This window comes from Nocardia veterana NBRC 100344, assembly GCF_000308855.1.
Classification (GTDB): domain Bacteria; phylum Actinomycetota; class Actinomycetes; order Mycobacteriales; family Mycobacteriaceae; genus Nocardia; species Nocardia veterana.
This window is the reverse complement of record NZ_BAGM01000094.1, coordinates 28,692-53,098: the sequence shown is the minus strand read 5'-3', so window position 1 is coordinate 53,098 and position 24,407 is coordinate 28,692. Positions and strand designations below refer to the sequence as shown.

At 67.3% G+C, this 24,407-nt stretch carries 24 protein-coding genes and 2 tRNA genes; 18 read left to right on the top strand and 8 right to left on the bottom strand.

The window, feature by feature from the left end; translation table 11 throughout:
* The 8 genes from ON37_RS34225 to ON37_RS17060 all read left to right on the top strand — a co-directional run.
* On the top strand, window positions 1-193 hold a 193-nt coding region (locus ON37_RS34225; protein ID WP_245553236.1), incomplete at its 5' end, for a hypothetical protein.
* A 25-nt stretch (window positions 194-218) separates the two neighbouring features.
* Window positions 219-1,109 carry a substrate-binding domain-containing protein gene (locus tag ON37_RS17090; protein WP_245553235.1) on the top strand — a complete coding sequence of 297 codons (891 nt, stop codon included), beginning with the start codon at window positions 219-221 and terminating at the stop codon, window positions 1,107-1,109.
* Between the two features lie 13 nt (window positions 1,110-1,122).
* On the top strand, window positions 1,123-2,190 hold the full coding sequence (locus tag ON37_RS17085) for an ABC transporter permease (RefSeq protein WP_083893061.1): 1,068 nt from the start codon (window positions 1,123-1,125) through the stop codon (window positions 2,188-2,190).
* Window positions 2,187-2,996, top strand: a complete 810-nt coding sequence (locus ON37_RS17080) for an ATP-binding cassette domain-containing protein (protein ID WP_051031689.1) — start codon at window positions 2,187-2,189, stop codon at window positions 2,994-2,996. Before ON37_RS17085 ends, ON37_RS17080 begins: the two co-directional genes overlap by 4 nt.
* A 91-nt stretch (window positions 2,997-3,087) precedes the next feature.
* Window positions 3,088-3,297: a cold-shock protein gene (locus ON37_RS17075; protein WP_040720584.1), complete on the top strand. Its 210-nt coding sequence runs from the start codon at window positions 3,088-3,090 to the stop codon at window positions 3,295-3,297.
* A gap of 573 nt (window positions 3,298-3,870) precedes the next feature.
* Complete coding sequence (locus tag ON37_RS17070) at window positions 3,871-4,074, top strand: cold-shock protein (protein ID WP_040720582.1); 204 nt, start codon at window positions 3,871-3,873, stop codon at window positions 4,072-4,074.
* A 281-nt stretch (window positions 4,075-4,355) separates the two neighbouring features.
* Entirely contained in the window at window positions 4,356-5,954 is a 1,599-nt protein-coding gene (gene serA / locus ON37_RS17065; RefSeq protein ID WP_040720581.1) for a phosphoglycerate dehydrogenase, read from the top strand.
* Between the two features lie 356 nt (window positions 5,955-6,310).
* Window positions 6,311-7,318 (top strand): 3-isopropylmalate dehydrogenase, encoded by a 1,008-nt coding sequence (locus tag ON37_RS17060; RefSeq protein ID WP_040720580.1) that lies wholly within the window; start codon window positions 6,311-6,313, stop codon window positions 7,316-7,318.
* A gap of 77 nt (window positions 7,319-7,395) precedes the next feature.
* Here the strand turns inward: ON37_RS17060 and ON37_RS17055 are convergent, their stop codons facing one another.
* Both ON37_RS17055 and ON37_RS17050 read right to left on the bottom strand, forming a co-directional pair.
* Window positions 7,396-7,956 carry a DUF8020 domain-containing protein gene (locus ON37_RS17055; RefSeq protein WP_157171473.1) on the bottom strand — a complete coding sequence of 187 codons (561 nt, stop codon included), beginning with the start codon at window positions 7,954-7,956 and terminating at the stop codon, window positions 7,396-7,398.
* A gap of 298 nt (window positions 7,957-8,254) precedes the next feature.
* A complete protein-coding gene (locus tag ON37_RS17050) occupies window positions 8,255-9,430 on the bottom strand; it encodes an MFS transporter (RefSeq protein ID WP_040720578.1) in 1,176 nt (391 codons plus the stop codon).
* 165 nt (window positions 9,431-9,595) lie between these two features.
* On the opposite strand from ON37_RS17050, the gene ON37_RS17045 reads away from it, so the two are divergent.
* From ON37_RS17045 to ON37_RS17030, 4 genes are all read left to right on the top strand, one after another.
* Window positions 9,596-10,369: a fumarylacetoacetate hydrolase family protein gene (locus tag ON37_RS17045; RefSeq protein WP_040720594.1), complete on the top strand. Its 774-nt coding sequence runs from the start codon at window positions 9,596-9,598 to the stop codon at window positions 10,367-10,369.
* A 14-nt stretch (window positions 10,370-10,383) separates the two neighbouring features.
* The gene (gene gltX, locus ON37_RS17040) at window positions 10,384-11,841 is read left to right on the top strand and encodes a glutamate--tRNA ligase (RefSeq protein ID WP_040720577.1); all 1,458 of its coding nucleotides are present in this window, start codon (window positions 10,384-10,386) and stop codon (window positions 11,839-11,841) included.
* 181 nt (window positions 11,842-12,022) lie between these two features.
* Window positions 12,023-12,094 (top strand) — tRNA-Gln (locus ON37_RS17035).
* A 138-nt stretch (window positions 12,095-12,232) separates the two neighbouring features.
* A tRNA-Glu gene (locus tag ON37_RS17030) sits at window positions 12,233-12,305 on the top strand.
* Window positions 12,306-12,353: 48 nt separating this feature from the next.
* Here the strand turns inward: ON37_RS17030 and ON37_RS17025 are convergent.
* Window positions 12,354-12,854, bottom strand: coding sequence for a pyridoxamine 5'-phosphate oxidase family protein (locus ON37_RS17025; protein WP_040720576.1), 501 nt, complete (start codon window positions 12,852-12,854; stop codon window positions 12,354-12,356).
* A gap of 55 nt (window positions 12,855-12,909) precedes the next feature.
* Complete coding sequence (locus ON37_RS17020; RefSeq protein ID WP_040720575.1) at window positions 12,910-13,611, bottom strand: IclR family transcriptional regulator; 702 nt, start codon at window positions 13,609-13,611, stop codon at window positions 12,910-12,912.
* Between the two features lie 297 nt (window positions 13,612-13,908).
* Here ON37_RS17020 and leuC point away from each other — a divergent pair, with 297 nt between their 5' ends.
* From leuC to ON37_RS17005, 3 genes are all read left to right on the top strand, one after another.
* Entirely contained in the window at window positions 13,909-15,333 is a 1,425-nt protein-coding gene (gene leuC, locus ON37_RS17015) for a 3-isopropylmalate dehydratase large subunit (RefSeq protein WP_040720574.1), read from the top strand.
* 36 nt (window positions 15,334-15,369) lie between these two features.
* Window positions 15,370-15,978, top strand: coding sequence for a 3-isopropylmalate dehydratase small subunit (leuD, locus tag ON37_RS17010; protein ID WP_040720573.1), 609 nt, complete (start codon window positions 15,370-15,372; stop codon window positions 15,976-15,978).
* Window positions 15,979-16,134: 156 nt separating this feature from the next.
* The gene (locus tag ON37_RS17005) at window positions 16,135-16,779 is read left to right on the top strand and encodes an HU family DNA-binding protein (protein WP_040720572.1); all 645 of its coding nucleotides are present in this window, start codon (window positions 16,135-16,137) and stop codon (window positions 16,777-16,779) included.
* 105 nt (window positions 16,780-16,884) lie between these two features.
* On the opposite strand, the gene ON37_RS17000 is transcribed toward ON37_RS17005, so the two are convergent.
* The 3 genes from ON37_RS17000 to cofC form a co-directional block, all read right to left on the bottom strand.
* On the bottom strand, window positions 16,885-17,817 hold the full coding sequence (locus tag ON37_RS17000) for an NUDIX hydrolase (protein ID WP_083893065.1): 933 nt from the start codon (window positions 17,815-17,817) through the stop codon (window positions 16,885-16,887).
* Window positions 17,818-17,912: 95 nt separating this feature from the next.
* Window positions 17,913-20,117 (bottom strand): RNA degradosome polyphosphate kinase, encoded by a 2,205-nt coding sequence (locus tag ON37_RS16995; RefSeq protein ID WP_040720571.1) that lies wholly within the window; start codon window positions 20,115-20,117, stop codon window positions 17,913-17,915.
* An 83-nt stretch (window positions 20,118-20,200) separates the two neighbouring features.
* Window positions 20,201-20,959: a 2-phospho-L-lactate guanylyltransferase gene (gene cofC / locus ON37_RS16990; RefSeq protein ID WP_040720570.1), complete on the bottom strand. Its 759-nt coding sequence runs from the start codon at window positions 20,957-20,959 to the stop codon at window positions 20,201-20,203.
* Window positions 20,960-21,070: 111 nt separating this feature from the next.
* Between cofC and ON37_RS16985 the strand changes: the two genes are divergently transcribed.
* Genes ON37_RS16985 through ON37_RS16975 form a run of 3 tightly spaced genes read left to right on the top strand, consistent with a single transcriptional unit; the run spans window position 21,071 to window position 23,553 of the window.
* The gene (locus ON37_RS16985) at window positions 21,071-22,066 is read left to right on the top strand and encodes an NAD(P)H-dependent glycerol-3-phosphate dehydrogenase (RefSeq protein ID WP_040720569.1); all 996 of its coding nucleotides are present in this window, start codon (window positions 21,071-21,073) and stop codon (window positions 22,064-22,066) included.
* Window positions 22,067-22,100: 34 nt separating this feature from the next.
* Complete coding sequence (locus tag ON37_RS16980; protein ID WP_040720568.1) at window positions 22,101-23,219, top strand: D-alanine--D-alanine ligase family protein; 1,119 nt, start codon at window positions 22,101-22,103, stop codon at window positions 23,217-23,219.
* Window positions 23,220-23,262: 43 nt separating this feature from the next.
* Window positions 23,263-23,553: a DUF6191 domain-containing protein gene (locus ON37_RS16975; RefSeq protein WP_040720567.1), complete on the top strand. Its 291-nt coding sequence runs from the start codon at window positions 23,263-23,265 to the stop codon at window positions 23,551-23,553.
* On the opposite strand, the gene ON37_RS16970 is transcribed toward ON37_RS16975, so the two are convergent.
* On the bottom strand, window positions 23,550-24,242 hold the full coding sequence (locus tag ON37_RS16970; RefSeq protein WP_040720592.1) for a DUF3515 domain-containing protein: 693 nt from the start codon (window positions 24,240-24,242) through the stop codon (window positions 23,550-23,552). The genes ON37_RS16975 and ON37_RS16970 overlap by 4 nt on opposite strands.
* Window positions 24,243-24,407: the final 165 nt, after the last annotated feature.

Here is a 24,407-nt window from a genome sequence, read left to right as displayed (position 1 = left end):
TGTCCCGCAGATTACCGGGCACGATGAGCTCACGGCCAGCCAGGAATCTTCGTTCCGGGTCGTCGCCGACCTCGCGCGGGCGTACGGCGCGATCGCTGCCGGAGGCGCGCACGACGACCACCGCTGCCGCGCGCGTCTTCGCCGCTCGTATCGCACCGTGGTTCGTCCTGGCGGTGATCCTGGCGGCATGTAGCGGTCCGGGAGCCGACACGACCCCGATGCCGGCTACCGCAACGGCGACCGCCGCGCCACTGCGTTCCGTCGCCGTCGTCACCCACGGCAGTCCGGGCGACGCGTTCTGGAATGTGGTGAAGAACGGCGCCGAGGCAGCCGGCCGTGACCTCGATGTCCAGGTCGATTACAACTCCTCGGGCGATCCCGGTGAGCAGTCGCATCTCGTGGACAATGCGGTGGCCCGGCATGTCGACGGACTGGTGGTGTCGATGGCGAACCCGCAGGCGCTGCGGCCCGCGGTCGCACGCGCGGTGGCGGCGGGCATTCCGGTGGTCACGATCAATTCCGGCGCGGCCGACAGCGCGGCTGTCGGTGCGATCGGGCACGTCGGCCAGAGCGAGCGACAGGCCGGGACGGCCGCCGGAAAGCGCCTGCGCGAGGCGGGAAAGGCGAAGATGCTCTGCGTGATTCACGAAGCCGGCAATATCGGTGCCAACGAACGCTGCGCCGGGGCGATCGACGGGTTCGGTGGCAATGCCACCACGCTACAGGTGGATATCAACAATCCGACCGATGCGCAGTCGCGGATCAAGGGCGCACTCGAGGCCGACCGCTCGATCGACGCCGTGCTCACGCTGAATTCGCAGATCGCCGCGCGCGCGGTGGACGGAGCTCGGGAAGCGCACGCCCGCGCCGCCGTCGCCACCTTCGATCTCAATTCCGATGTGGTGGAGGCGATCCGGTCCGGCGCGCTGCTGTTCGCCGTCGACCAACAACAGTACGAACAGGGCTATCTACCGGTGGTGATGCTGCAGTTGTACCGGCGCAACCTCGACACCGTCGGCGGTGGGATGCCGGTGCAGACCGGGCCGGCGTTCGTGGACGCATCCGACGTCGACGCCATCGCCCCCCTCGTGGCCCAGGGCACGCGGTGAGCGGGGATCTGAAATGAGCGATCCCGCAACGGTTTCCGAACCCTCGCATCCCGTCGAACCCGCACCTGCGGGCGCGAACCGGCCCGCCCTGGTCGATCGGCTGATCGTGCGGCCCGAGCTCGGGGCCGGGCTCGGTGCGCTGGTGGTCTTTATCTTTTTCGCCGTCGTCACCGACCGCTTTCTCAGCCCGCTCGGGGTGTCCACCTGGCTCGACGACGCCTCCACGCTCGGCATCATGGCGGTCGCGGTGGCACTGTTGATGATCGGTGGCGAATTCGATCTCTCCGCCGGCGTGATGACCGCCTCCACCGCGATCGTGACGGCCTTGCTCGCCGTGCACGCCGGCTGGAACGTCTGGTTCGCCCTCGGGGCGTCGCTGCTCTTCGCGCTCACGGTCGGGGCGCTGAACGGCTGGGTGGTCGTGCGCACCGGGCTGCCCAGTTTCATCGTCACGCTCGGCACATTCCTGGCCCTGCAGGGTCTCAACCTCGGGGTCACCCGGCTGGTGACGGGGACCGTGCAGGTCTCGGGCATCCGTTCCGCGCCCGGATACTCCTCGGCCGGCTGGGTGTTCGCGGCCACCACGCGGGTGGGCGACGCTCGCATCCAGGCGTCGGTGCTGTGGTGGATCGCGGCCACCGCGGTGGCGCTGCTGCTGTTGGTCCGCACCCGGTTCGGGAATTGGATCTACGCCGTCGGCGGCTCGCTGCCCAGTGCCAGGGCCGTCGGTGTTCCGGCGGCGCGGACCAAGATCCTGCTGTTCATGGGTACCGCTTTCGCCGGCTGGATCGTCGGAGCGTGCAATCTGCTGCGCTTCGCGAGTGTGCAGGCCAATCAGGGTGTGGGACTGGAGTTTCAGTACATCATCGCCGCGGTGGTCGGCGGCTGCCTGCTGACCGGCGGCTTCGGCTCGGTGCTGGGTGCGGCGATCGGCGCGTTGATCTTCGGGATGGCCCGACAGGGAATCGTGTTCGCCCGCTGGGACAGTGACTGGTTCATGCTGTTTCTCGGCGTGCTGCTGCTGGCGGCGGTCTCGGTCAACGACGCCTTCGCCAAACATGCGGAAAGGTTGCGCCGATGATCGCGCCCGTGGACCCACCGCTGCTCGAACCGCCGCTCATCGAAACCGTCGGCATCGGAAAGAGTTACGGCCGTGTCGTGGCACTGCAGGGCATCAACCTGCGAGTCGAGGCCGGACGGGTCACCTGCGTCCTGGGTGACAACGGCGCCGGAAAATCGACGCTGATCAAGATCCTCGCCGGAGTCCACCAGCACGACGCCGGCGAATTGCGCGTCGACGGGGAGCCCACGCGGTTCGCCTCGCCCCGTGCGGCTCTGGATCGAGGGATCGCCACCGTGTATCAGGATCTGGCGGTCGTGCCGCTGATGAGCGTGTGGCGCAATTTCGTGCTCGGGTCCGAACCGACCGTCGGTGTCGGGCCGTTCCGCCTGCTGGATCGCGGAACCGCCCGCGAGATCACCCGAAAGGCACTGTCCGACATGGGTATCGAGATCCAGGATCTGGAACGACCCGTGGGCACCCTGTCCGGCGGCCAGCGCCAATGTGTGGCGATCGCCCGCGCGGTGCATTACGGCGCCAGGGTCTTGATCCTCGACGAACCCACCGCCGCGCTCGGGGTCAAACAGTCCGGGGTGGTGCTGCGATACGTCGCGCAGGCGCGCGATCGCGGGCTGGGGGTGGTGCTGATCACCCACAATCCGCACCATGCCTACCCGGTCGGGGATCGCTTCCTGCTGTTGCGGCGAGGCCGGGAGCTCGGAAGTTACGACAAGTCCGAGATCGACGTCGCGGAGTTGACACGGCAGATGGCGGGCGGCGCGGAACTGGAAGCGCTGCAACACGAATTGCGGCGTCCGGAGCGGTAGGAAGGGGCCGAGCGCCGGCGGCGCTGGACTGTCGGTGAGGGGCCGGTTACCCTCTGGCTGGCCCGATATCGAGAAGAAGTGAGAAGCATAGTTGCACGGCACCGTGAAGTGGTTCGACAGTGAGAAAGGCTTCGGTTTCATAATCCCGGACGGCGGGGGACCGGAGGTTTTCGTCGAATACACCGAGGTCTTCGGCGATGGTTTCCGTCGATTGGTCCAGGGCCAGCGCGTGGAGTTCGATGTCCGCCACACCAAGGCCGGCCCGGAGGCCAAGAGCGTGCGAATCCGCCCCGTCGGATAGTTGTGGCGTTACCCACACATCGCTCGATGTGTCAGCGGGATCACTTTTCCCGAAATCGGGTTAACGCGCCCTGTGGGGACCTCGATATGTTGATCGTCAGTTTGTACGACCGAATTGAAACAACGAAGAGGTATTTATGATCCCCGTTATCATCGACACCGGTAGCGCTGCTGTGAACGGCCTGTTCGACACCCTGGGTGCGGCCTTCCACGGCCTGGTCAACACCCTGTGGACCGGCTCGTTCGGTGGCTGATCGCTGATTTCGGTCGCACGACGCGATCTCGGGTCGACCCCGGGCCATGGTGCCCGGGGTCGACCCGTTTCATCGGGGAAAGGGCGCTCCCGCGCCATTTCGATATATCGTCCGGGCGCTACTCGGCCCTCGGGTCCGCGCTATCACGGGACAATCACGGCCGAACATTGTGAAATGTTACCACTTCGGAAATGTTGCCGGGGCGGCGTGGTTTTCCGTCCACCATGGTGGCGCGCGGTCACGGTCCGTGGCAGGCTGGATGATCGAGACCGGCCCGATCGTGACGTTGATCGGCTCGGCTCGTCTACAGAAGGTATGAAATGGCGCAAGGCGTAGTGAAGTGGTTCAACAGCGAGAAGGGCTTCGGGTTCATCGCTCAGGACGACGGTGGTCCCGATGTGTTCGTGCACTACTCGGCTGTGAGCGGTAGCGGATTCCGGTCCCTCGACGAGGGGCAGCGCGTGCAGTTCGAGATCGGGCAGGGCCAGAAGGGCCCGCAGGCTCAGAACGTGAGCGTTATCTGATCGAGTCCGCCGACCGCACGCCACTCCACGTAGCGTGAGAAGGTCCGCGACTTAACTTGGGGCCCCGCACCTTTCGAGGTGCGGGGCCCCTTCGCATCTCCTGAACCGGCGCCTGTTCGCCCGCCGCGTCGCGCGGGCCGCGCCGGACCGGGTGCCGGTGCGGGCGCGCTCCGGACGCGGTGTGAGGGCGCCTGCCTACCGGGCGGTACATCGGCGCCGGAGCGCGCCCATTAAGCTGGGCCGCGGTAAATGCCGACCTCTTTCCCCAGGAGTGCCCCACAGTGAGCCAAAATGGCCGTCCTGTTGTTCTGATCGCCGACAAGCTCGCCCAGTCGACCGTCGATGCGCTCGGTGACGGTGTCGAGGTTCGCTGGGTCGACGGCCCCAATCGACCCGAGCTGCTGGCCGCCGTGCCCGAGGCCGACGCGCTGCTGGTCCGCTCGGCCACCACCGTCGACGCCGAGGTGCTCGAGGCCGGTAAGAACCTGAAGATCGTCGCCCGCGCGGGCGTCGGCCTCGACAACGTCGACGTCCCGGCCGCCACCGAGCGCGGTGTCATGGTCGTCAACGCACCGACCTCCAACATCCACACCGCCGCCGAGCACGCGGTGACCCTGCTGCTGGCCGCGGCTCGCCAGATTCCGGCCGCCGATGCCACCCTGCGTGAGCACACCTGGCAGCGCAGCAAGTTCAACGGTGTCGAGATCTTCGGCAAGACCGTGGGCGTCATCGGCCTGGGCCGCATCGGCCAGTTGTTCGCGCAGCGTCTGGCCGCGTTCGAGACCAAGGTCATCGCGTACGACCCCTACACCTCCCCGGCACGCGCCGCCCAGCTGGGCATCGAGCTGCTGAGCCTGGACGAGGTGCTCGAGCGCGCCGACTTCATCTCCATTCACCTGCCCAAGACTCCCGAGACCAAGGGCATGCTGAATCGGGAGACCCTGGCCAAGACCAAGAAGGGCGTGATCATCGTCAACGCCGCCCGTGGCGGTCTGATCGACGAGCAGGCGCTGGCCGACGCCATCACCTCCGGCCACGTGCGCGCCGCCGGCATCGACGTGTTCGAGACCGAGCCGTGCACCGACAGCCCGTTGTTCGAGCTGCCGCAGGTCGTCGTGACCCCGCACCTGGGCGCCTCCACCGCCGAGGCCCAGGACCGCGCCGGCACCGATGTCGCCAAGTCGGTCCAGCTCGCCCTCGCCGGCGAGTTCGTGCCGGGCGCGGTGAACGTCGCCGGCGGGGCGGTCAACGAGATCGTCGCCCCCTGGCTGGACATCGTCCGCAAGCAGGGTGTGCTGCTGGGCGCCCTCGCCGACGAGCTGCCCGTCTCGCTGGAGATTCAGGTCCGTGGCGAGCTGTCCTCGGAAGATGTTGCGGTGCTGGAGCTCTCGGCGCTGCGGGGTGTGTTCTCCGCACTCGTCGAGGACGCCGTGACCTTCGTCAACGCCCCGTCGCTTGCCAAGGAGCGGGGCCTGGAAGCCACCGTCAGCACGCACAGCGAAAGCCCGACGCACCGCAGCCTGGTCGACCTGCGTGCGGTTTTCGGCGACGGCCGCACCCTGAACGTCGCCGGCACCCTGACCGAGCCCGCTCAGGTCGAGAAGATCGTCAACATCAACGGCCGCAACTACGACATGCGGGCCGAGGGCCTGAACCTGGCCGTCCTCAACTACGACGATCGCCCCGGCGCGCTGGGCAAGATCGGCACCAAGCTGGGCGAGGCCGCGATCGATATCCAGGCCGCGCAGCTGAGCCAGGACATCGACAAGGAAGGCGCGACCGTCATCCTGCGTGTCAACGAATCCGTCCCGGCCGATGTGCAGTCCGCGATCGCCGAAGCGGTCGGCGCCGCGAAGGTGACGCAGGTCGACCTGAGCTGAGTGATCCGAGCCGGAATCGGCTCGGTCACAGCGCTTTCCGGTGCGCGCGAATCCCACCGCGGTGACGCGGAACGGGATTCGCGCGCACTGCGCTTTTCGGTCGGTGCGAATCGTGGTTCCGGGGGAGATCTCCGCGCCGACATCGGGCGTCTCGCGGATCGGCACTGTGCGGGAGCGCGTGGATCTCACTCATTGGGAGCGGCTTGCCCTGGTTAGCGGGGTGATCCGCCCGACCGATAGTGTGGCGGGGTCGGCGATTCGGCCGGGCGTTGCGCCGCCGATCGACCGCCCTTTGGCTGATTCGGCCGCATAGGCGTTGTGCGGGCCGCGAGCAGGAACGAACGGAGCGTTGTCATATGAAGCTGGCTGTCATCGCCGGTGACGGTATCGGGCCCGAGGTCATCGCCGAGGCGCTCAAGGTGCTCGATGTGGTCGTGCCGGGGGTCGAGAAGACCCACTACGACCTGGGCGCCAAGCGGTATCACGCGACCGGTGAGGTGCTGCCGGAATCGGTGCTGCCGGAGCTCAAGCAGCACGACGCCATCCTGCTCGGCGCGATCGGCGACCCGTCGGTGCCCAGCGGCCTGCTCGAGCGTGGTCTGCTGCTGCACACCCGGTTCGCCCTCGACCACCACGTGAACCTGCGCCCGTCGAAGCTGTTCCCGGGAGTGACCAGCCCGCTGACCGGCGAGCCGGAGATCGATTTCGTCGTCGTGCGCGAGGGCACCGAGGGCCCGTACACCGGCACCGGCGGGGCGATCCGCGTGAACACCCCGCACGAGGTGGCCACCGAGGTCTCCACCAACACCCGCTTCGGCATCGAGCGCGTCGTGCGCTACGCCTTCGACAAGGCCCAGCAACGTCGCAAGCACCTCACGCTGGTGCACAAGACCAACGTGCTGAGCTTCGCCGGGTCGCTGTGGCAGCGCACCGTCACCGAGGTGGGTGCGGAGTACCCCGACGTCGAGATCGCCTATCAGCACATCGACGCCGCGACCATCCACATGGTCAACGATCCGGGTCGCTTCGACGTGATCGTCACCGACAACCTTTTCGGAGACATAATCACCGACCTGGCCGCGGCGGTGTCCGGTGGCATCGGCCTGGCCGCGTCGGGCAATATCGACGCCTCCGGCACCAACCCGAGCATGTTCGAACCGGTGCACGGTAGCGCTCCCGATATCGCCGGGCAGTCCAAGGCGGATCCGACCGCCGCCATCCTCTCGGTCTCGCTGCTGCTGAACCACCTCGGCCGGTCGGAGGAAGCCGCCCGCATCGAGGCCGCGGTGGCCAAGGACCTCGCCGCCCGGTCGGGCGCGGCCTCCACGGTCGAGATCGGCGACCGCATCGCCGCCTCGCTCTGAGCCGGGAACGAACGATCCCCCTGCCGCGAATTGCTTTGCGCGACAGGGGGATCGGTCGTATCCGGGGACGCCGGTGATCAGTTCCCGGTGAGCAGCCGGTTGAAGGTGGCGTTGATCTCGCCGCTGTTGGGGCTGGTGAGCGCACCGCCGATTGCCGCGCCGATGGCGCAACCGGGGATGACGAACAGCCAGAAGCCGAGCAGGCAGCCGACGATGGCGCCGACCGCGCCGCCGTTCTGCACACCCCAGACCCACTGGTTGATGAGCTGGTTGGCGGTGTCGGTGAAGGCGATCTGCTTCAGCGTCAGCGTCTGCCCGTCGTTGCTCACGACGGCGGAGACCGGAACCGCGGTGTCGTGCACGGCGAGCGGGATGCTCTCCACGACGGCGCCGGCGGCGTCGGTGATGTCGATCGCGCGAGCGGCGTCATTGGCGACGAAGCGGCCGGAGGCGAGGGTCGCGGACACCGTGTGGGCGGCCGTGTCGGTCGAGGTGGTCAGCTGCTGGGTGGCCGCCGGCTGAGGCTGCTGCGGAGCGGCGGGTTCGGCGCTCGCCGTGCCGGCTCCGATTGCCAGGGCACCAGCGGTGATCGCGGCGATGGCCATGGTGCGGCCGAAGGTGAGTTGAAAAAGTGACACAGTCTGTCCTTCATCAGGTGAATGGAGCTAAGTCATAGTACGCATCGCGCACCGGAAGGGAATGCTGCTCGGCACAACATCTATCGATCGGATTACGGTCCGACATGCCGGATCACCCCCCTTCGGACGACGATCCGCGAATCTCGCCGGCCGTCGTCGATAGGCACCGTACCGCCGAAATACCCGTCCCGCGTGTGAGTTTCACGACAGCCGGGCTCGCGGTCAGCCGTCACGGTCGGGTCGAAACGCGAACGCCCGCAATCCTTCCCGGAAGGATTGCGGGCGTTCGGCGGGGACGTTATCGGCCGCGTCCGATCGGCACCAGTGGCACCGCGATCGCCGCGATCACGGCTGCGACGAGATAGGTCGCCGGGAAACCGGCGGCGGTGATCAACGCGCCGAAAATCGGTGCGACAGCGGCGGATGCCAGATTCTGACCCGTGTTCTGAATACCCAGGCCGCGGCCGCTCCAGTAGGGGCCCGCGATCTCGGCGACCGCGGTGAAGGCGAGGCCGTTGTCGGCCACGGTGATCACCGAGGCCGCGAACAGGATCGGAATCGCCGCCCACCACCAGTGCAACCACGCGGCGCCGGCCAGTGCCGCCATCGAGATCAACGCCGCGATCGCAACGGTGTGCAGCGGCCGCAGCCGGCTACCGACCCGATCCGACCAGACCCCGGCGCCGATCCGCCCGGCCGCGCCCAGAATCTGGGTCGCCGTGACGATGGCACCCGCGGTCGGCAGTGACAGCCCCGCATCGCGATGCAGCCACAGCAGCGCGAAGGTCCACAGCGTGGCCTGTGGAATCACCAGCAGCACCGACACGGCGTGAATGCGCCACAGGGTGGAATCGCCGCGATAAGGATTGTCCGGATGCTCGCCGTTGCTCGCCGGCCGGGGCGGATCGACGATGCCCACCAGGCAGCCGATCGCGGCCACTCCCGCCATCGCGGCCGGCACCAGGATGGCGGTGGAAAATCCGTGTGCCGCAGCGACGGCCGGAATCGACAGCGCGGCGATCGCCACCCCCAGTGGTTGCGCGGTCTGGCGGATACCCATCGCCAGTCCGCGCTGGTCGACGGGGAACCAGCCCACGATCACCCGACCACTGGCGCCGTTGGTGCTGGCCGCGCCCATTCCGGCCAGAAACAGCAACACCCCGAGCAGGCCGTAGTGGGTGACGGTCGCAGCCGCCACACCGGCCACACACATCACAACCGGACCGGCGACCAGGACTGTGCGTTCGCCCACCCGGTCGACGACATAGCCCCACGCGATCAAGGTGCATACCAGGCCGACGGTGGGCATCGCGACCAGCAGTCCCGCTGTGGCCAAGGGCATTCCGCGATCGGTCAACGCGGGCAGCAGGAACGGAGTGCCGTGCACGATGACCGCGCTCGAGCTCTGGGCGAAGACTCCGAGGGCGAGCATGGTCCACCGCCGGGTCGCGCGCACTTGTGTCACGGTGGTCATCACCCTCACCTCGAATCTCATATTTTGGGATCAGAGTCTTACTCTGTGAACTCGCTCCTACCGTACACCCAGGATGTGCCCGGTGGGCAACTCGAAATTCGTCACAGCGTCGGGTCGCAGACCGGGTGGTCGGCAGCATTCGGGCAGGTGGATAGACTCTTCGCCATGCGTCTAGGTCGTGTTGCCAGCCCCGACGGGGTCGCGTTCGTGAGTATCGAAACCGACGGTTCCGGCGAGATCGCTCGGGAGATCGCCGAGCATCCGTTCGGTACCCCGACCTTCACCGGCCGCACCTGGCCGCTGGCCGATGTCCGCCTACTGGCTCCGATCCTGGCCAGCAAGGTGGTGTGTGTCGGTAAGAACTACGCCGCGCACGCCGCCGAGATGGGCGGGCCGGCGCCGGAGGATCCGGTGATCTTCCTCAAGCCGAACACCTCGATCGTGGGCCCGAATCTGCCGATCCTCTTGCCGCCCAGTTCCTCTCAGGTCGAATACGAGGGCGAACTCGCCGTCGTGATCGGCCGGCCGTGTAAGGACGTACCGGCCGCCCGGGCCGCCGATGTTGTCCTCGGCTACACCGTCGCCAACGATGTGACCGCGCGTGACCAGCAGCGTCACGACGGTCAATGGACGCGGGCCAAGGGGTACGACACCTTCTGCCCGCTCGGGCCGTGGATCGAAACGGAGCTGGATCCGAGCGATCTGGAGATCACCACCGAGCTCGACGGTGAGGTGCGCCAGCGCAGTCGGACTTCGCTTCTGCTGCACGATATTCCGAAGGTGATCGAATGGGTCAGCCGGGTGATGACACTGCTGCCCGGCGATGTCATCCTCACCGGAACTCCGGAAGGTGTAGGACCGATGACGGATGGGCAAACCGTATCCGTGACGGTTCAGGGCATCGGCACCCTCACCAATCCTGTTGCCGCCAAACGCTGATCGAGAGAAGGACTATGACTGACGTACGGGTCCGCTTCTGCCCGTCACCCACCGGCACACCGCATGTCGGCTTGATCCGCACCGCGTTGTTCAACTGGGCGTTCGCTCGGCACCACGGCGGCACCTTCGTCTTCCGCATCGAAGACACCGATGCCGCACGCGATTCCGAGGAGTCGTATCACGCGATCCTGGACGCATTGCGGTGGCTGGGGCTCACCTGGGACGAGGGGCCGGAGGTCGGCGGGCCCTACGGACCGTACCGTCAATCGCAGCGGCGCGAACTCCATCTCGATGTCGTCCAGCGGTTGCTGGCGGCCGGTGAGGCCTACGAATCCTTCTCCACCCCAGATGAAGTCGAGGCCCGTCATCGCGCCGCCGGCCGCGATCCCAAGCTCGGTTACGACAATTTCGATCGCGATCTGACTCCCGAACAGATCGCCGCCTACCGGGCCGAGGGCCGGCCGGCCGTGGTGCGGTTGCGGATGCCCGACGAGGATCTGGTGTGGCACGATCTGGTCCGCGGCGAAATCGTCGCCAAAGCGGGGACGGTGCCCGATTTCGCCCTCACCCGGGGTACCGGCGATCCGCTCTATACGCTGGTGAATCCCGTCGACGACGCGATGATGAAAATCACTCATGTGTTGCGCGGGGAAGACCTGCTTTCCTCCACGCCGCGACAGCTGGCGTTGTATGCGGCATTGCAGCGGATCGGGGTCGCCGAGTTCACGCCCGAGTTCGGGCATCTGCCCTTCGTGATGGGCCAGGGCAACAAGAAGTTGTCGAAACGTGATCCGGAGTCGAATCTGTTCGTTCACCGCGATCGCGGATTCATTCCTGAAGGTTTGCTGAATTACCTGGCTTTGCTCGGATGGAGCCTCACCGACGACCGTGATGTCTTCTCGATGACGGAGATGGTCGAGGCCTTCGACATATCGAAAGTAAATTCGAATCCGGCCCGCTTCGACCAGAAGAAGGCCGATGCGATCAACGCCGAACACATTCGTTTGCTGGAGGCGGGAGATTTCGCCCGTCGGTTGCGGGAGTTCCTCACCGCGCAGGGCCACATCGGTGCGGAAGTGGATGAGCGAGTTTTCGCTTCGGCAGCGGAGTTGGTGCAGACCCGGATCGTCGTCCTCGGCGATGCCTGGGACCTATTGAAGTTTCTGTTCGTCCCGGCCGCGGACTTCCGGGTCGACGAGGCGGCGGCGCAAAAGAATCTCGGCCCCGACGCGGTGCCCGTGTTGCAGGCCGCGATCACTGCTCTGGACGGTGTTTCGGAATGGACACCGCCCGCGCTCGAGGAGGCGCTGAAAAAGGCCCTGGTGGACGATCTGGGCCTCAAACCGCGGAAGGCGTTCGGTCCGGTGCGGGTCGCGGTGACCGGTTCACACATCAGCCCGCCACTGTACGAATCGCTGGAGTTGCTCGGCCGCGAGGTGACCATGCAGCGGTTGCACGCGGCGCTGGCCTGAGTCCGGTCCGGCCCGGTGCGCGCCCGCGCCGGGCCCGGCGGGCGGGCCGGATCGCCCAGTAAGCGAAAAATATGGCTCTGACCAGCCGATTTGTATAAGTCGGGGAGGGGTTTGGTACTCTTCTTCTCGGCCCGGAACGAGGCCTCGAACCGCCAGGGGAGAGACCGAAAGCCCAGGTCATTGGGGTATGGTGTAATTGGCAACACAGCTGATTCTGGTTCAGCCATTCTAGGTTCGAGTCCTGGTACCCCAGCGGAGAATGTTGATTCGCTTCGTTCGGTCGAGACGGAACAGCATCCCCGGCGATTTGGTCGCCGGGTCTCGGCCGGTTAAGCTTGCCGAGCCTCCTCGATCGAAAGATCACGGAGTTCTCCCCTCGGGGAAGTCCTCTGGCCCCGTCGTCTAGCGGCCTAGGACGCCGCCCTCTCAAGGCGGTAGCGCGGGTTCAAATCCCGTCGGGGCTACAGTCGAAAGCCCTCCAGCTCCAGCTGGAGGGCTTTTTCGTGCCACACTCAGTTCTCGACCGGCCAGGTCGATCCGCCCGGGGGCATGGCCGGCATGCCGAGCTTGCGATGATCCCAGCTGCGGATCCGCTCCGCCACGACGCGGATCGCGACGCGCTTGTTCAGCATCGCCTCCACCATCGGGCGCACGTCCTCGGTGTAAGGGCCCGTGTAGCGCTCCCAGACACTGACACCGACCTTGAACAGCGCCTCCGGATCGTCGACGATTTCCGCCCGGCCTTCGATCGACACGCCTCGCAACTGGTCGTAGGTGTCGCCGGCCTCGACGAGAACGCTCACGCGCGGATCGCGGCGCAGATTCACCGCCTTCTGCGATTTCGCCTTGGTCTCGAACCAGATCTCGCCGTCGACCAGGCCGTACCACATCGCGGTCAGGTGCGGCATGCCGTTCTTGCCCAGCGTGGCCAATGTGATGATCCGGTTGCGTTCGAGAAATTCGGTGATCTCCGTCTCGGACATCACGATCTGTGCGCGTTGGTTCACTCCCATGCGGTCACCATACTTTACGGCGTATGGCCAACGTCACAGCTCGGGAATCCGGTGCTCAGAGCCGCTTGTGCAGAGCCTCGGCGGCAGCGACGAGATCGGCTGCCCAGCGCGCCCCCGGCCTGCGGCCCATCCGATCGATCGGCCCGGAAACCGAAACCGCCGCGATCACCTGCGCGTTGCCGTCGCGGACCGGCGCCGAGACGCTCGCCACCCCGGCCGATCGTTCGGCGGCGCTCTGCGCCCAGCCGCGGCGGCGGACCTCGGTGAGCGCGCGTTCGCCGAAGACCGCATCGGCCAGTACGCTGCGCTGCAATTCCGGATCGGCCCAGGCCAGCAGCACTTTCGCGGCCGAACCGGCGGTCAGTGGCAGACGCGCGCCGACCGGAACGGTGTCGCGTAGCCCGGCCGCCGGCTCCAGCGCGGCCACGCAGATGCGGGAATGGCCGTCGAGCCGGTAGAGCTGCACGCTCTCCCCGGTGATCTCGCGCAGTCGCGGCAGGATCACGGCGGCGGCATCGAGCAGGGGATCCTCGGCGGTCGTGGCCAGTTCCGACAGCGCCGGTCCGGGCCGCCAGGAGCCGGCGGTGTCGCGCGCGAGCATGCGATGGGTCTCCAGGCCCACGGCCAGGCGATGCGCGGTGGCCCGGGGCAGTCCGGTGCGGGCGCACAGCTCGTTGAGGCCGCAGGGTTGTTCGGCGACCGCGTGCAGGACCGCCATGGCTTTGTCGAGCACCCCGATACCGCTATGCTGTCTCATAGAACGATATTAGCGTCTCGCATAGTGAGATGCGCAAGTTCGACCCGAACCGAGGATCGACAACTGAATCGCAGCCCGCGGCGGGCGAGCGGGCCGCCGCCGGTGCCCATCGGGCGGCGCGGGCGGCGAATGTCCGCTCACCGCTCGCCTCCGCTCCGCACAGCCCGCGGAGCGGGGTCGGGTGTCGCGACCGCCCACGCGCGGCGCCACGGGCCGGGAACGGGCTCCGGCCGGTATCGCGAACCGGGGGCCGTGCCGGGCGACATTGTCGCAATCGAACAGAGAAAGGTGAATGACATGGCCGAGCGGCCACGCACGCTGGCGGAGAAGGTCTGGGATCAACATGTCGTCGTACGGGGTGCGGGTGACGGGGATCAGCGGGAGCCGGACCTCATCTACATCGATCTGCATCTGGTGCACGAGGTGACGAGCCCGCAGGCCTTCGACGGGCTGCGGGCGGCCGGCCGGCCGGTGCGGCGACCCGATCTGACGATCGCGACCGAGGATCACAATGTCCCGACGGTCGATATCGATAAACCGATCGCCGATCCGATCTCGCGCACCCAGGTGGAAACCCTGCGGCGCAATTGCGAGGAATTCGGCGTTCGCCTGTATCCGATGGGCGATATCGAACAGGGCATCGTGCACGTGGTGGGCCCGCAGCTGGGTTTGACCCAGCCGGGGATGACCGTGGTGTGCGGTGATTCGCACACCTCGACCCACGGTGCTTTCGGTGCGCTGGCAATGGGTATCGGCACCAGCGAGGTCGAACACGTGATGGCGACCCAGACGCTGTCGCTGCGGCCGTTCAAGACCATGGCCGTCAATATCGACGGTCAGCTGCCGCCCGGGGTCACCAGCAAGGACGTGATTCTGGCGGTCATCGCCCGGATCGGGACCGGTGGCGGCCAGGGGTATGTGCTCGAATACCGCGGTGAGGCCGTGCGCGCCATGTCGATGGAGGCGCGGATGACGATGTGCAACATGTCGATCGAGGCCGGTGCCCGGGCGGGCATGGTGGCCCCCGACGAGACCACCTACGAGTTCCTGAAGGGCCGCGAGCACGCCCCCAAGGGCGCGGACTGGGACGCCGCGGTGGCGGCCTGGGAGGCGCTGAAGACCGATCCGGACGCGGAATTCGACGCCGAGGTTCACATCGACGCGAGCACGCTGACCCCGTTCGTCACCTGGGGAACCAATCCCGGCCAGGGCGCCCCGCTGGGGTCCGTGGTGCCGAATCCGGACGATTTCACCGACGAAAACGAGCGCGCGGCTGCCGAGAAGGCATTGAGTTACATGGACTTGGAGCCGGGTACTCCGCTTCGCGATGTCGCCGTCGACACCGTTTTCGTCGGTTCGTGCACCAACGGCCGGATCGAGGATTTGCGCGCGGTCGCCGACGTTTTGAAGGGTCGCAAGGTCGCCGACGGCGTTCGGATGTTGATCGTGCCCGGTTCGATGCGGGTACGGGCGCAGGCCGAATCCGAGGGGTTGGGCGAGATTTTCACCGCGGCGGGCGCGGAATGGCGGCAGGCGGGCTGTTCGATGTGCCTGGGAATGAACCCGGATCAGCTTTCCCCCGGTCAGCGCTGTGCGTCGACCTCCAACCGCAACTTCGAGGGCCGGCAGGGTAAAGGCGGGCGTACACATCTGGTTTCGCCGCAGGTCGCGGCCGCTACGGCGGTCCGGGGCCGGTTGTCGGCGCCCGCGGATCTGAACTGACCGGCCGGAATTCACTCGAGGACTACAGGAGCAGCCATGGAAGCCTTCAAGGTGCACAAGGGGATCGGCGTGCCGCTGCGCCGGTCGAATGTCGATACCGACCAGATCATCCCGGCGGTCTATCTGAAACGGGTGACTCGAACGGGATTCGAGGACGGTCTGTTCGCCGCCTGGCGCAACGATCCGTCGTTCATTCTCAACACCAGCCCGTTCGACCGGGGAACAGTGTTGGTCGCCGGTCCGGATTTCGGTACGGGATCATCGCGAGAGCATGCGGTTTGGGCGTTGATGGACTACGGCTTCCGGGTGGTGATCTCTTCCCGCTTCGCCGACATCTTCCGGGGCAACGCCGGTAAGGGCGGCTTGTTGGCCGCGCAGATGTCACAACATGATGTCGAATTGCTCTGGAAGTTGATCGAAGAACACCCGGGCCTGGAATTGATCGTCGATCTGGAGGCCCGCACGGTGACCGCTGGAACCACCGTGTTGCGCTTCGATATTGATGACTACACCAGGTGGCGTCTGCTGGAAGGTCTGGACGACATCGGACTGACGCTTCGGCAGGAAGACGCGATCGAGCAGTTCGAAAAGGCAAGGCCAACTTGGAAACCGACCACCATTCCGCAGGCTATTTCTCGGGACTGAACGGTCTCGAGCGTTAGCTGAGAGCAACCAATCGAGGTTGCTGCGCGTGTGCCACGCCACATGAAATTTGGCGTGGCACATAGACTCTTGCCCATTCAGGGTTTACCGTGGTACCTAGTCGGTCCGACGACGGGCCATTAGTCTGCGGAGGATTCAATGAACAAGGCGGAACTGATCGATGTTCTGACCGAGAAGTTGGGTACTGACAGGCGCACGGCCACTGCGGCAGTCGAGCACATTGTCGACACGATCGTGCGTGCGGTGAACAAGGGTCAGAGCGTCACAATCACCGGATTCGGTGTATTCGAACAGCGCAAGCGGGCGGCACGGGTAGCGCGTAATCCCCGTACCGGCGAGACGGTGAAGGTGAAGCCCACTTCGGTGCCCGCGTTCCGCCCGGGTGCGCAGTTCAAGGCGATCATCTCGGGCAAGCAGAAGATCGCGGCCGCCGGTCCGGCCGTGAAACGCGGTGTGGCAGCGCCGGTGTCGGGTGCGGCGAAGAAGGCCGCCGCCAAGAAGACCACGGCCAAGAAGACTGCCGCCAAGAAGACGACGGCGAAGAAGGCAGCCCCGGCCAAGAAGGCGACCGCGGCGAAGAAGGCCCCGGCCAAGAAGACGACCGCCACGAAGGCCACCGCCAAGAAGACGACGGCCGCGAAGAAGGCCCCGGCCAAGAAGACCACGGCCACCAAGGCGACCGCCAAGAAGACCACGGCGAAGAAGACGACCGCGGCCAAGAAGGCGCCCGCCAAGAAGACCGCTGCCAAGCGCACGGCGACCAAACGCACCACGCGGCGATAGCGAGTGATGCGACGCCGATGACCCCGGCCGTTTCCGGACCGGGGTCATCGCGTTTTCGAGCGGGATGTGGCCATGGTCGCCGGCCGGCGTCGGTGGCCGGCGTGCTCAGTGGGTGCGTAGCGATCGATCGAGATGGTCGGCGGCCACGAGCCGCCCGTCGGCGACCGACAGCACCCATACGCTGCCCTTGCGATTTCGCGCGGGCGGCAGCGTGAGCCCGTCGGCCTCGGCCCACCGGCCCAGCAGATCCGGAATGACCTTGCCCTGACTACACACCACGGGCACGGAACGGGGGACGACGAGTTCCCGCAACCGATCCAGACCGGCCTGCGGAGCTGCGGCGTAACCGGTTTCCGACAGCAGCGGCTCGCCGGCGATCTCCAGGTCGAGGGCCTGCGCCACCGGTTCCACGGTTTGTACGCAGCGCAGCGGCGGAGCGGAATACACGGCGGTGGGGCCGAATGCGAGCAGATTCGGCGTCAACGCCCGAACCTGTTCGCGACCGGCCTTTTCCAACGGCCGTTCGTCGTCGGGCCCGCTGAACCGCTCGCGGCGGCCCGCTTTGGCATGCCGCACCAGCAACAACGTGGCGGTATCCGGCGGCAGACGCAGGAAATTACGGATGATTCGGCGATCCATGGGGTAGGACAGCTGATCCATCACCCGATCCACGCGATGCCACCGCAGTTGGTCGACTTCGGAATTGGTCACGAATTCACCGCTGGTGGCGGTGGCGGTCCAGTAGTCGACACGTTTGAGTTTGCGGTGCCCGGGTACGGGATATGTGACCCGACCGAGATAGCGACCCAGACGGCAGTTCAGGCCGGTTTCTTCGGCCACCTCGCGGACCGCGGCCACCATCGCGGTTTCGCCCGGATCGAGTTTTCCTTTCGGCAGCGACCAATCGTCGTATTTGGGTCGATGCACGAGGGCGACCTCGATCGGGCCGCCGTCGCGCGGCCGCCGCCACACCACCGCGCCGGCGGCGATGATGTTGGCGGTGACGCGGGGATCGGAGATGCTGCCCTCGACGGCCAGGGCGTCGTCCGCCGCGTCGGTGGCGCCGCCCCGGCCGTCGAAGGCGGCATCGCCCTGGTCGGAGTAACGGTCGAAATCCCGTGTCGCCGAGGATGTCACTGCTGTTCCGGTCGACGCAGTCGCATGAGGAACTCCTGATGGTCGCGTACTTCGACCCCGCGGCGTTCGGCGTCGGGGCTCGGTTGCGCCGCCCAACTGCCATCGGGCTGCAGTACCCAGCAGCGAGTGGCCGGATCGAGGGCGGAATCGAAGACCACGGCCAGACGCTCGCGCAGTTTCGGATCCTTGACCTGTGCCATGACCTCCACCCGGCGATCGAGATTGCGGTGCATCATGTCGGCGCTGCCGATCCAGTATTCGTCCTGCGCCTGGAGGTGCATGATGCGCGAATGTTCGAGGAAGCGCCCGAGAATCGAGCGCACCTCGATGTTGTCGCTCATCCCCGGCACGCCGGGCCGCAAACCACAGATACCCCGGACCACGATCTGCACCGGCACGCCGGCCTGCGATGCCCGGTAGAGCGCGTCGATGATCTGCTCGTCGACGATCGCATTGGCCTTGAGACGAATTCGCGCGGGGACGCCCTGGTGGGCCAGTTCGGTTTCGCGCTGGATTCGCGCCACGATGCCCGAGCGCACACTGCTCGGCGCGACCAGCAGATTGCGGTAATTGGCCTTGCGTGAATAACCGGTCAGCGAATTGAACAGGTCGGTGAGATCGGCGCCGATTTCCGGTGCGGCGGTGAGGAGTCCGACATCCTCGTACAGCCGCGCGGTCTTCGGGTTGTAGTTCCCGGTGCCGATATGGCAGTAGCGGCGGATGGTGGCGCCCTCACGGCGAACCACCAGACAGGTCTTGCAGTGGGTCTTCAGCCCGATCAGGCCGTAGACCACGTGCACGCCCGCCTGCTCCAGGGCGCGGGCCCATTTGATGTTGGCCTGCTCGTCGAAGCGGGCCTTGATCTCCACCAGCGCGACCACCTGCTTACCCGCCTCGGCCGCGTCGATCAGCGCGTTCACGATGGGCGAGTCGCCGGAGGTGCGGTACAGCGTCTGCTTGATCGCGAGGACCTGCGGATCCGCCGCCGCCTGCTCGATGAAACGCTGCACGCTGGTGGAGAACGAGTCGTAGGGGTGGTGCACCAGCACATCGCCCTCGCGCAGCGCGGCGAAAACGTTTCGCGGCGTTTCCCTTTCGCCGAACGCGGGCGGCGTGGCCGGCACATAGGGCGCGTTCTTGAGACCGGGCCGGTCGACGCCGTAGACCTGCCACAGACTGGACAGATCGAGCAGCCCGGGCACCTGGATGACATCGCCGGGATCGACGTCCAGCTCGCGCAGCAGCAGCTCGAGCATGTGCTCGGTCATATCGTCGGAGACTTCCAGACGGACCGGCGATCCGAATCGGCGACGCGCCAGTTCCCGCTCGAGCGCCTGCAGCAGATCCTCGTCGCGATCCTCGTCGACCTCGAAGTCGGCGTTGCGGGTGATCCGGAACGAATGGTGTTCCACCACTTCCATTCCCGGGAACAGCTGATCCAGATGGGCGGCGATCAGATCTTCCATCGGCAGGAAGGCGGCCAGCGGGGGGAGCGCGGCGGATTCGGAATCGCGCCGGGCACCGGCGTTTTCGGCCTGCGTGCGCCGGACGCGGACGAAGCGGTCGACATTGTCGGGCACCTTCACGCGGGCGAAATGCTCGCCGCCGGTCTCGGAATCCTTCACTGTGACAGCCAGATTCAGGCTCAGGCCGCTGATGTAGGGGAAGGGGTGGGCGGGATCGACGGCGAGTGGGGTCAGCACCGGGAAGACCTGGTCCAGGAAGTAGCCCGACAACCGGCGGCGCTCGTCGTCGTCGAGATCGGACCAGCCGATGATCGCGATGCCCTCGGCCGCCAGCGCCGGCCGCACCTGGTCGAGAAACACCCGGGCGTGCCGGCCGGCCAGTTCCTGGGTGCGCTCGGCGATCAGGGTGAGTTGTTCGGTGGGCGACAGGCCGTCGGCGGAGCGGACCGAGAGTCCGGCCTCGGCGCGGCGCTTCAGCCCGGCCACCCGGACCATGTAGAACTCGTCGAGATTCGAGGAGAAGATGGCGAGGAATTTCGCCCGTTCCAGCAGCGGCTCCGAGGGGTCCTCGGCGAGCGCGAGAACGCGGGCGTTGAAATCGAGCCAGCTGAGTTCGCGGTTGAGGTAGCGATCGGCGGGCAACTGTGCCGCGGCGGCCGTGGTGGGCGGTGGGGTGGCCGCCGGCGGGGCCGCCGGTAGCCGGGGCTGTTGCGGGACGGTCTCCGTTTCGCTCACGCTCACGATCTTTCCTTACGGCTGGGGTGGTGTCGCGCCCGACACCACCGTTGTGCGGCCCGTCATACCGGCCTGGCGATCATCTAGCACACGTGTGTCGCGGTGGCACACCTCCGGATGAGCTTCTCGTGAACAGCTACCGGCCAGCCGATGTCGGCCAGCAGAGCGGCCGTCGCCGCCCCGACCTCGAGCGCCAGTGCGCACTCGAGATCGGCGGCGGTGTCGACGTCCAGGCGCAGACCCGGCCAGTCCCCGCTCAACTCGACCGCACCGGACTCCCGGTGGCGGCGGGCCGAATCCGGTCCGAAGCGGGGGCGGAGGGCGGAGTCGTCGGCCGTCGCGCTGGTCGGCGAATCGGTGCCGGCACTTTCCGGCGCGCGGGCCAGCAGGGCCGCGGTTCCGTGACCGGTGTGGTCGACGACCACCGATCGGCCGGTGCGCGGAGCGGCGGCGAGCATCGCGCGCAGCTCCGCCGCGCGCAGGGCGGGCAGATCGGCCTGCAGCGCAAGCACGTCGGCCGCGTCGTGGCGCCGGCGCACAGCGGCTGCCGCCGAGGCGAGTGCGGTGTTGAGGCCGTCGCTGTCGCCGTGCGACGGGGCGGCCGCCGACGGGTCCGGATGGACGTCGGCGCCGAGTGCGCGCACGGTGTCGGCGACGCGTTCGTCGGGGGTCACGACGGTGACCGAGCCCAGTCCCGCCGCCAGCGCCGCGGTGACCGTATCCGACAGCATGGCGAGTACCAGCCGCGACCGTTCGGGCGCCGGCAATCGGTCGGCGAGTCGGCTCTTGGCTCGGTCGAGGTTCTTGACCGCGATCACGGCGTGGACGGCATCCGGACGCATGCGCCCATGGTCGCACGTTCCCGGCCCCGACAACCTGTGAGCAGTATCGGATCGAACACGCGACCGCCGAGTACGCGGCGGACGCCCCGCGCCGAGTGGCATATTGGAACGATGACGAGGGCGGCAGTGATGGGTGCGGGTTCGTGGGGTACCGCATTCGCGAAAGTGCTCAACGACGCGGGCACCGAGGTGACGATGTGGGCGCGGCGCCCGGAGATCGCGAAGGCGCTGGCCACCGAACACCGCAACCCCGGTTATCTGCCCGACGTGCGCCTCGACGGCATTTCCGCGACCGACGACCACCGGGTGGCATTGGCCGACGCCGATATCGTGGTGCTGGCGGTGCCCTCGCAGTCGCTGCGCGCCAACCTCGACACCTGGCGCGAGTCCATTCCCGCCGATGCCACCCTGCTCAGCCTGGCCAAGGGCATCGAGACCGGCACGCTGTTGCGGATGAGCCAGGTGATCGCCGAGGTCACCGGCGCCGACACCGGCCGGATCGCGGTGTTGTCCGGCCCGAATCTCGCCCGCGAGATCGCCGCCGAACAACCCGCGGCATCCGTGGTGGCCTGTTCCGACGCCGCCCGTGCCGAGGCCGTCCAGCATTCCTGCGCGACCGGCTACTTCCGGCCGTACACCAATACCGATGTGGTCGGCTGCGAGATCGGCGGTGCCTGCAAGAACGTGATCGCGTTGGCCTGCGGTATCGCCGCGGGGATGGGATTGGGCGACAACTCGGTGGCGAGCCTGATCACGCGCGGGCTGGCCGAGATCATCCGGTTGGGGGTGGCCCTGGGTGCGAATCCGGTCACGTTGGCCGGCCTGGCCGGAGTGGGCGATCTGGTGGCGACGTGCACCTCGCCGCTGTCGCGGAATCGCTCGTTCGGCCACGTGCTCGGCGCCGGCGGCTCCATGCAGGCCGCGCAGGACGCGACGAACGGGCAGGTCGCCGAGGGTGTGAAGTCGTGCACCTCGATCCGGGCGCTCGCCGAGGCACACGATGTCGAGATGCCGCTGACGACGGCGGTGCATCGGGTCTGCCACGAAGGTCTCGCGGTCTCGGATGCGGTCGGGCAATTGCTCGGCCGGCGGATCAAACCGGAATGAATGATTTCCGCCCGCCCGGGGTACGGTTCGGACTATGACAAACCGGATCAGGGTGGCGGTGGTGTTCGGCGGACGCAGCAACGAACACGCGGTGTCGTGCGTCTCGGCCGGCATGGTGCTGACCAACCTGGATCCCGAACGCTACGAGGCCGTGCCGATCGGCATCACCCGCGAGGGCGCCTGGATGCTGAGCGGGGCCGACGCGCGCGCCCTCGCCATTCAGGAGCGCGAGCTGCCGGCGGTGGATTCGACCGGGACGGCGCTGACGCTCGCCGCCGACCCGAGCCGCTCGGGGAGCCTGGTCGCCCTCGACGGCGCCGAGGCGGTGCTCGGCGTGGTCGATGTCGTCTTTCCGGTCCTGCACGGGCCGTGGGGCGAGGACGGCACCCTGCAGGGGCTGCTGGAACTGGCGGGCGTGCCGTACGTGGGTCCCGGCGTCCTGGCCAGCGCCACCGCGATGGACAAGGAGTTCACCAAGAAACTGCTTGCCGCGGAGGGACTTCCGGTCGGAACCCAGGTGGTGCTGCGACCCGGCACCGATACCGTGAGCGAGGCCGACCGCGATCGGCTCGGCCTGCCGGTGTTCGTCAAACCCGCGCGCGGCGGATCCTCGATCGGCATCACCAAGGTCGACGACTGGATCGACCTCGACACCGCGATCGCCGCCGCCCGCCGGCACGACCCGAAGGTGATCGTGGAGGCCGCCATCGTCGGCCGCGAAGTCGAATGCGGTGTCCTGGAATTCCCGGACGGACGGGTCCAGGCGAGTGCGATCGCCGAGATCCGGATGCCCGAGAACGAGGCCGCCGGTGGTGAAACCGGTTCCGCCGCACCGCAGTTCTACGACTTCGATACCAAGTACCTCGACGACGTCTGTGAGTTCGACATCCCCGCGAAGTTGAACGACGATGTCGCCCAGCAGATTCGGGAACTTTCGGTGCGCGCGTTCCGGGCCCTGGATTGTCAGGGCCTGGCCCGGGTGGACTTCTTCGTCACCGAGTCCGGCCCGGTGATCAACGAGATCAACACGCTGCCCGGATTCACCTCCATCTCGATGTATCCGCGCATGTGGGACGCCACCGGGATCGACAACCGCACCCTGATCACCACCCTGATCGAAACCGCGCTGGCCCGGGGCACCGGATTGCGGTGAAGCCGCCCGGCTCGCGCGTAATCTGGGCGGGGTGATACTCGCGATGACCCTGCCCGGGTTGGCGCTGCTGATCATTGCGGTCGCCTTCGCCGAGGTCGGTTACCGGAAACTGACCGGCCGCACCGCCCTGCCGTGGATGCGGGAGTCGACCGGATCGGGCGTTGCCGCCATCGGTTTCGAACAGTTCGACGCACTGTTCGGTAGTGGCAAACGGCACGAGTTCGAGGAACGGCAAACCGTCCTCATGCACCGCGAGAATCCGGGCGACGGTGCGCCCGGCGGCGCCGAGATCGATCTGAGCACCGGACGGGTCCGGTTGCCGAAGAGCGACTAGTTCGGCAGGGGCGCGGGGTCGATCGGCTTCGCGGGCAGGTTCCGGGCGATGGCGTTCGAAATCTCTTGCAGCGGAGACGGTCCGGCCTTGTTCGGCATGGTGACCGCGATGTAGGTGCCGCGGTCGACCGCGTACCACGTGCCCGAGGTGACGCCGCTGGTCTGGTCCCGCACCTCGAACCAGTTGACGCCGTTGACGACCTGAAGGGTGGCGGCCTTGGTGAACTCCAGCGGACGGTCCAATCCGCAGCGCAGCACGATCGGATCGCCCCCGTCGGGCAGCTGCCAGGCGGCCGTCGCCGGGGGCGCGGGCTGGGCGAGTTCGGAACGTGTGTAATCGTCGCCGAGCGAGGCCGGCAGCGCTGCCAGCAGCGTGGTGCAGTCCTGGCTACCCGCGGCGGGCGCCGGGACCGACCCCAGGGCCAGCGGCTCGCGGCTGGTGGACTGGCGCGACATCGCCGCGATCACCAGGATGGCGACGATCAGCGCGACCGGTAGGGCGACGGCGGTGGCGATCAGCGCCGGATGCAGCTGGTGACCGGTATCGCCCTCGGATTCCCCTGGGGACGCGGCCGACGAGTCGACGGCGTCCTCCGACGACGCGGCGGACCCGTCCGGCGTTCCGGTGTCGGCCGGGGTCGTCGATTCGGCCGGGGCGTCCGGGTCCGGCCGGTCCGTCTCGCTGCTCATCCGGGATTCGTCTCCAGTCGTGCCGTCGGCGTCCGCCGGACCGGCTGATCGTCGGTGAAAGGCGATTTCGAGGGTATCGAATGCCGGTGCCGGCACCGGCGGGCGGCCGGGCTCCCGTCGCGAATACCGCAGGTGGGGCAGGTAGCGTCGGATCGTGAGGTGTCC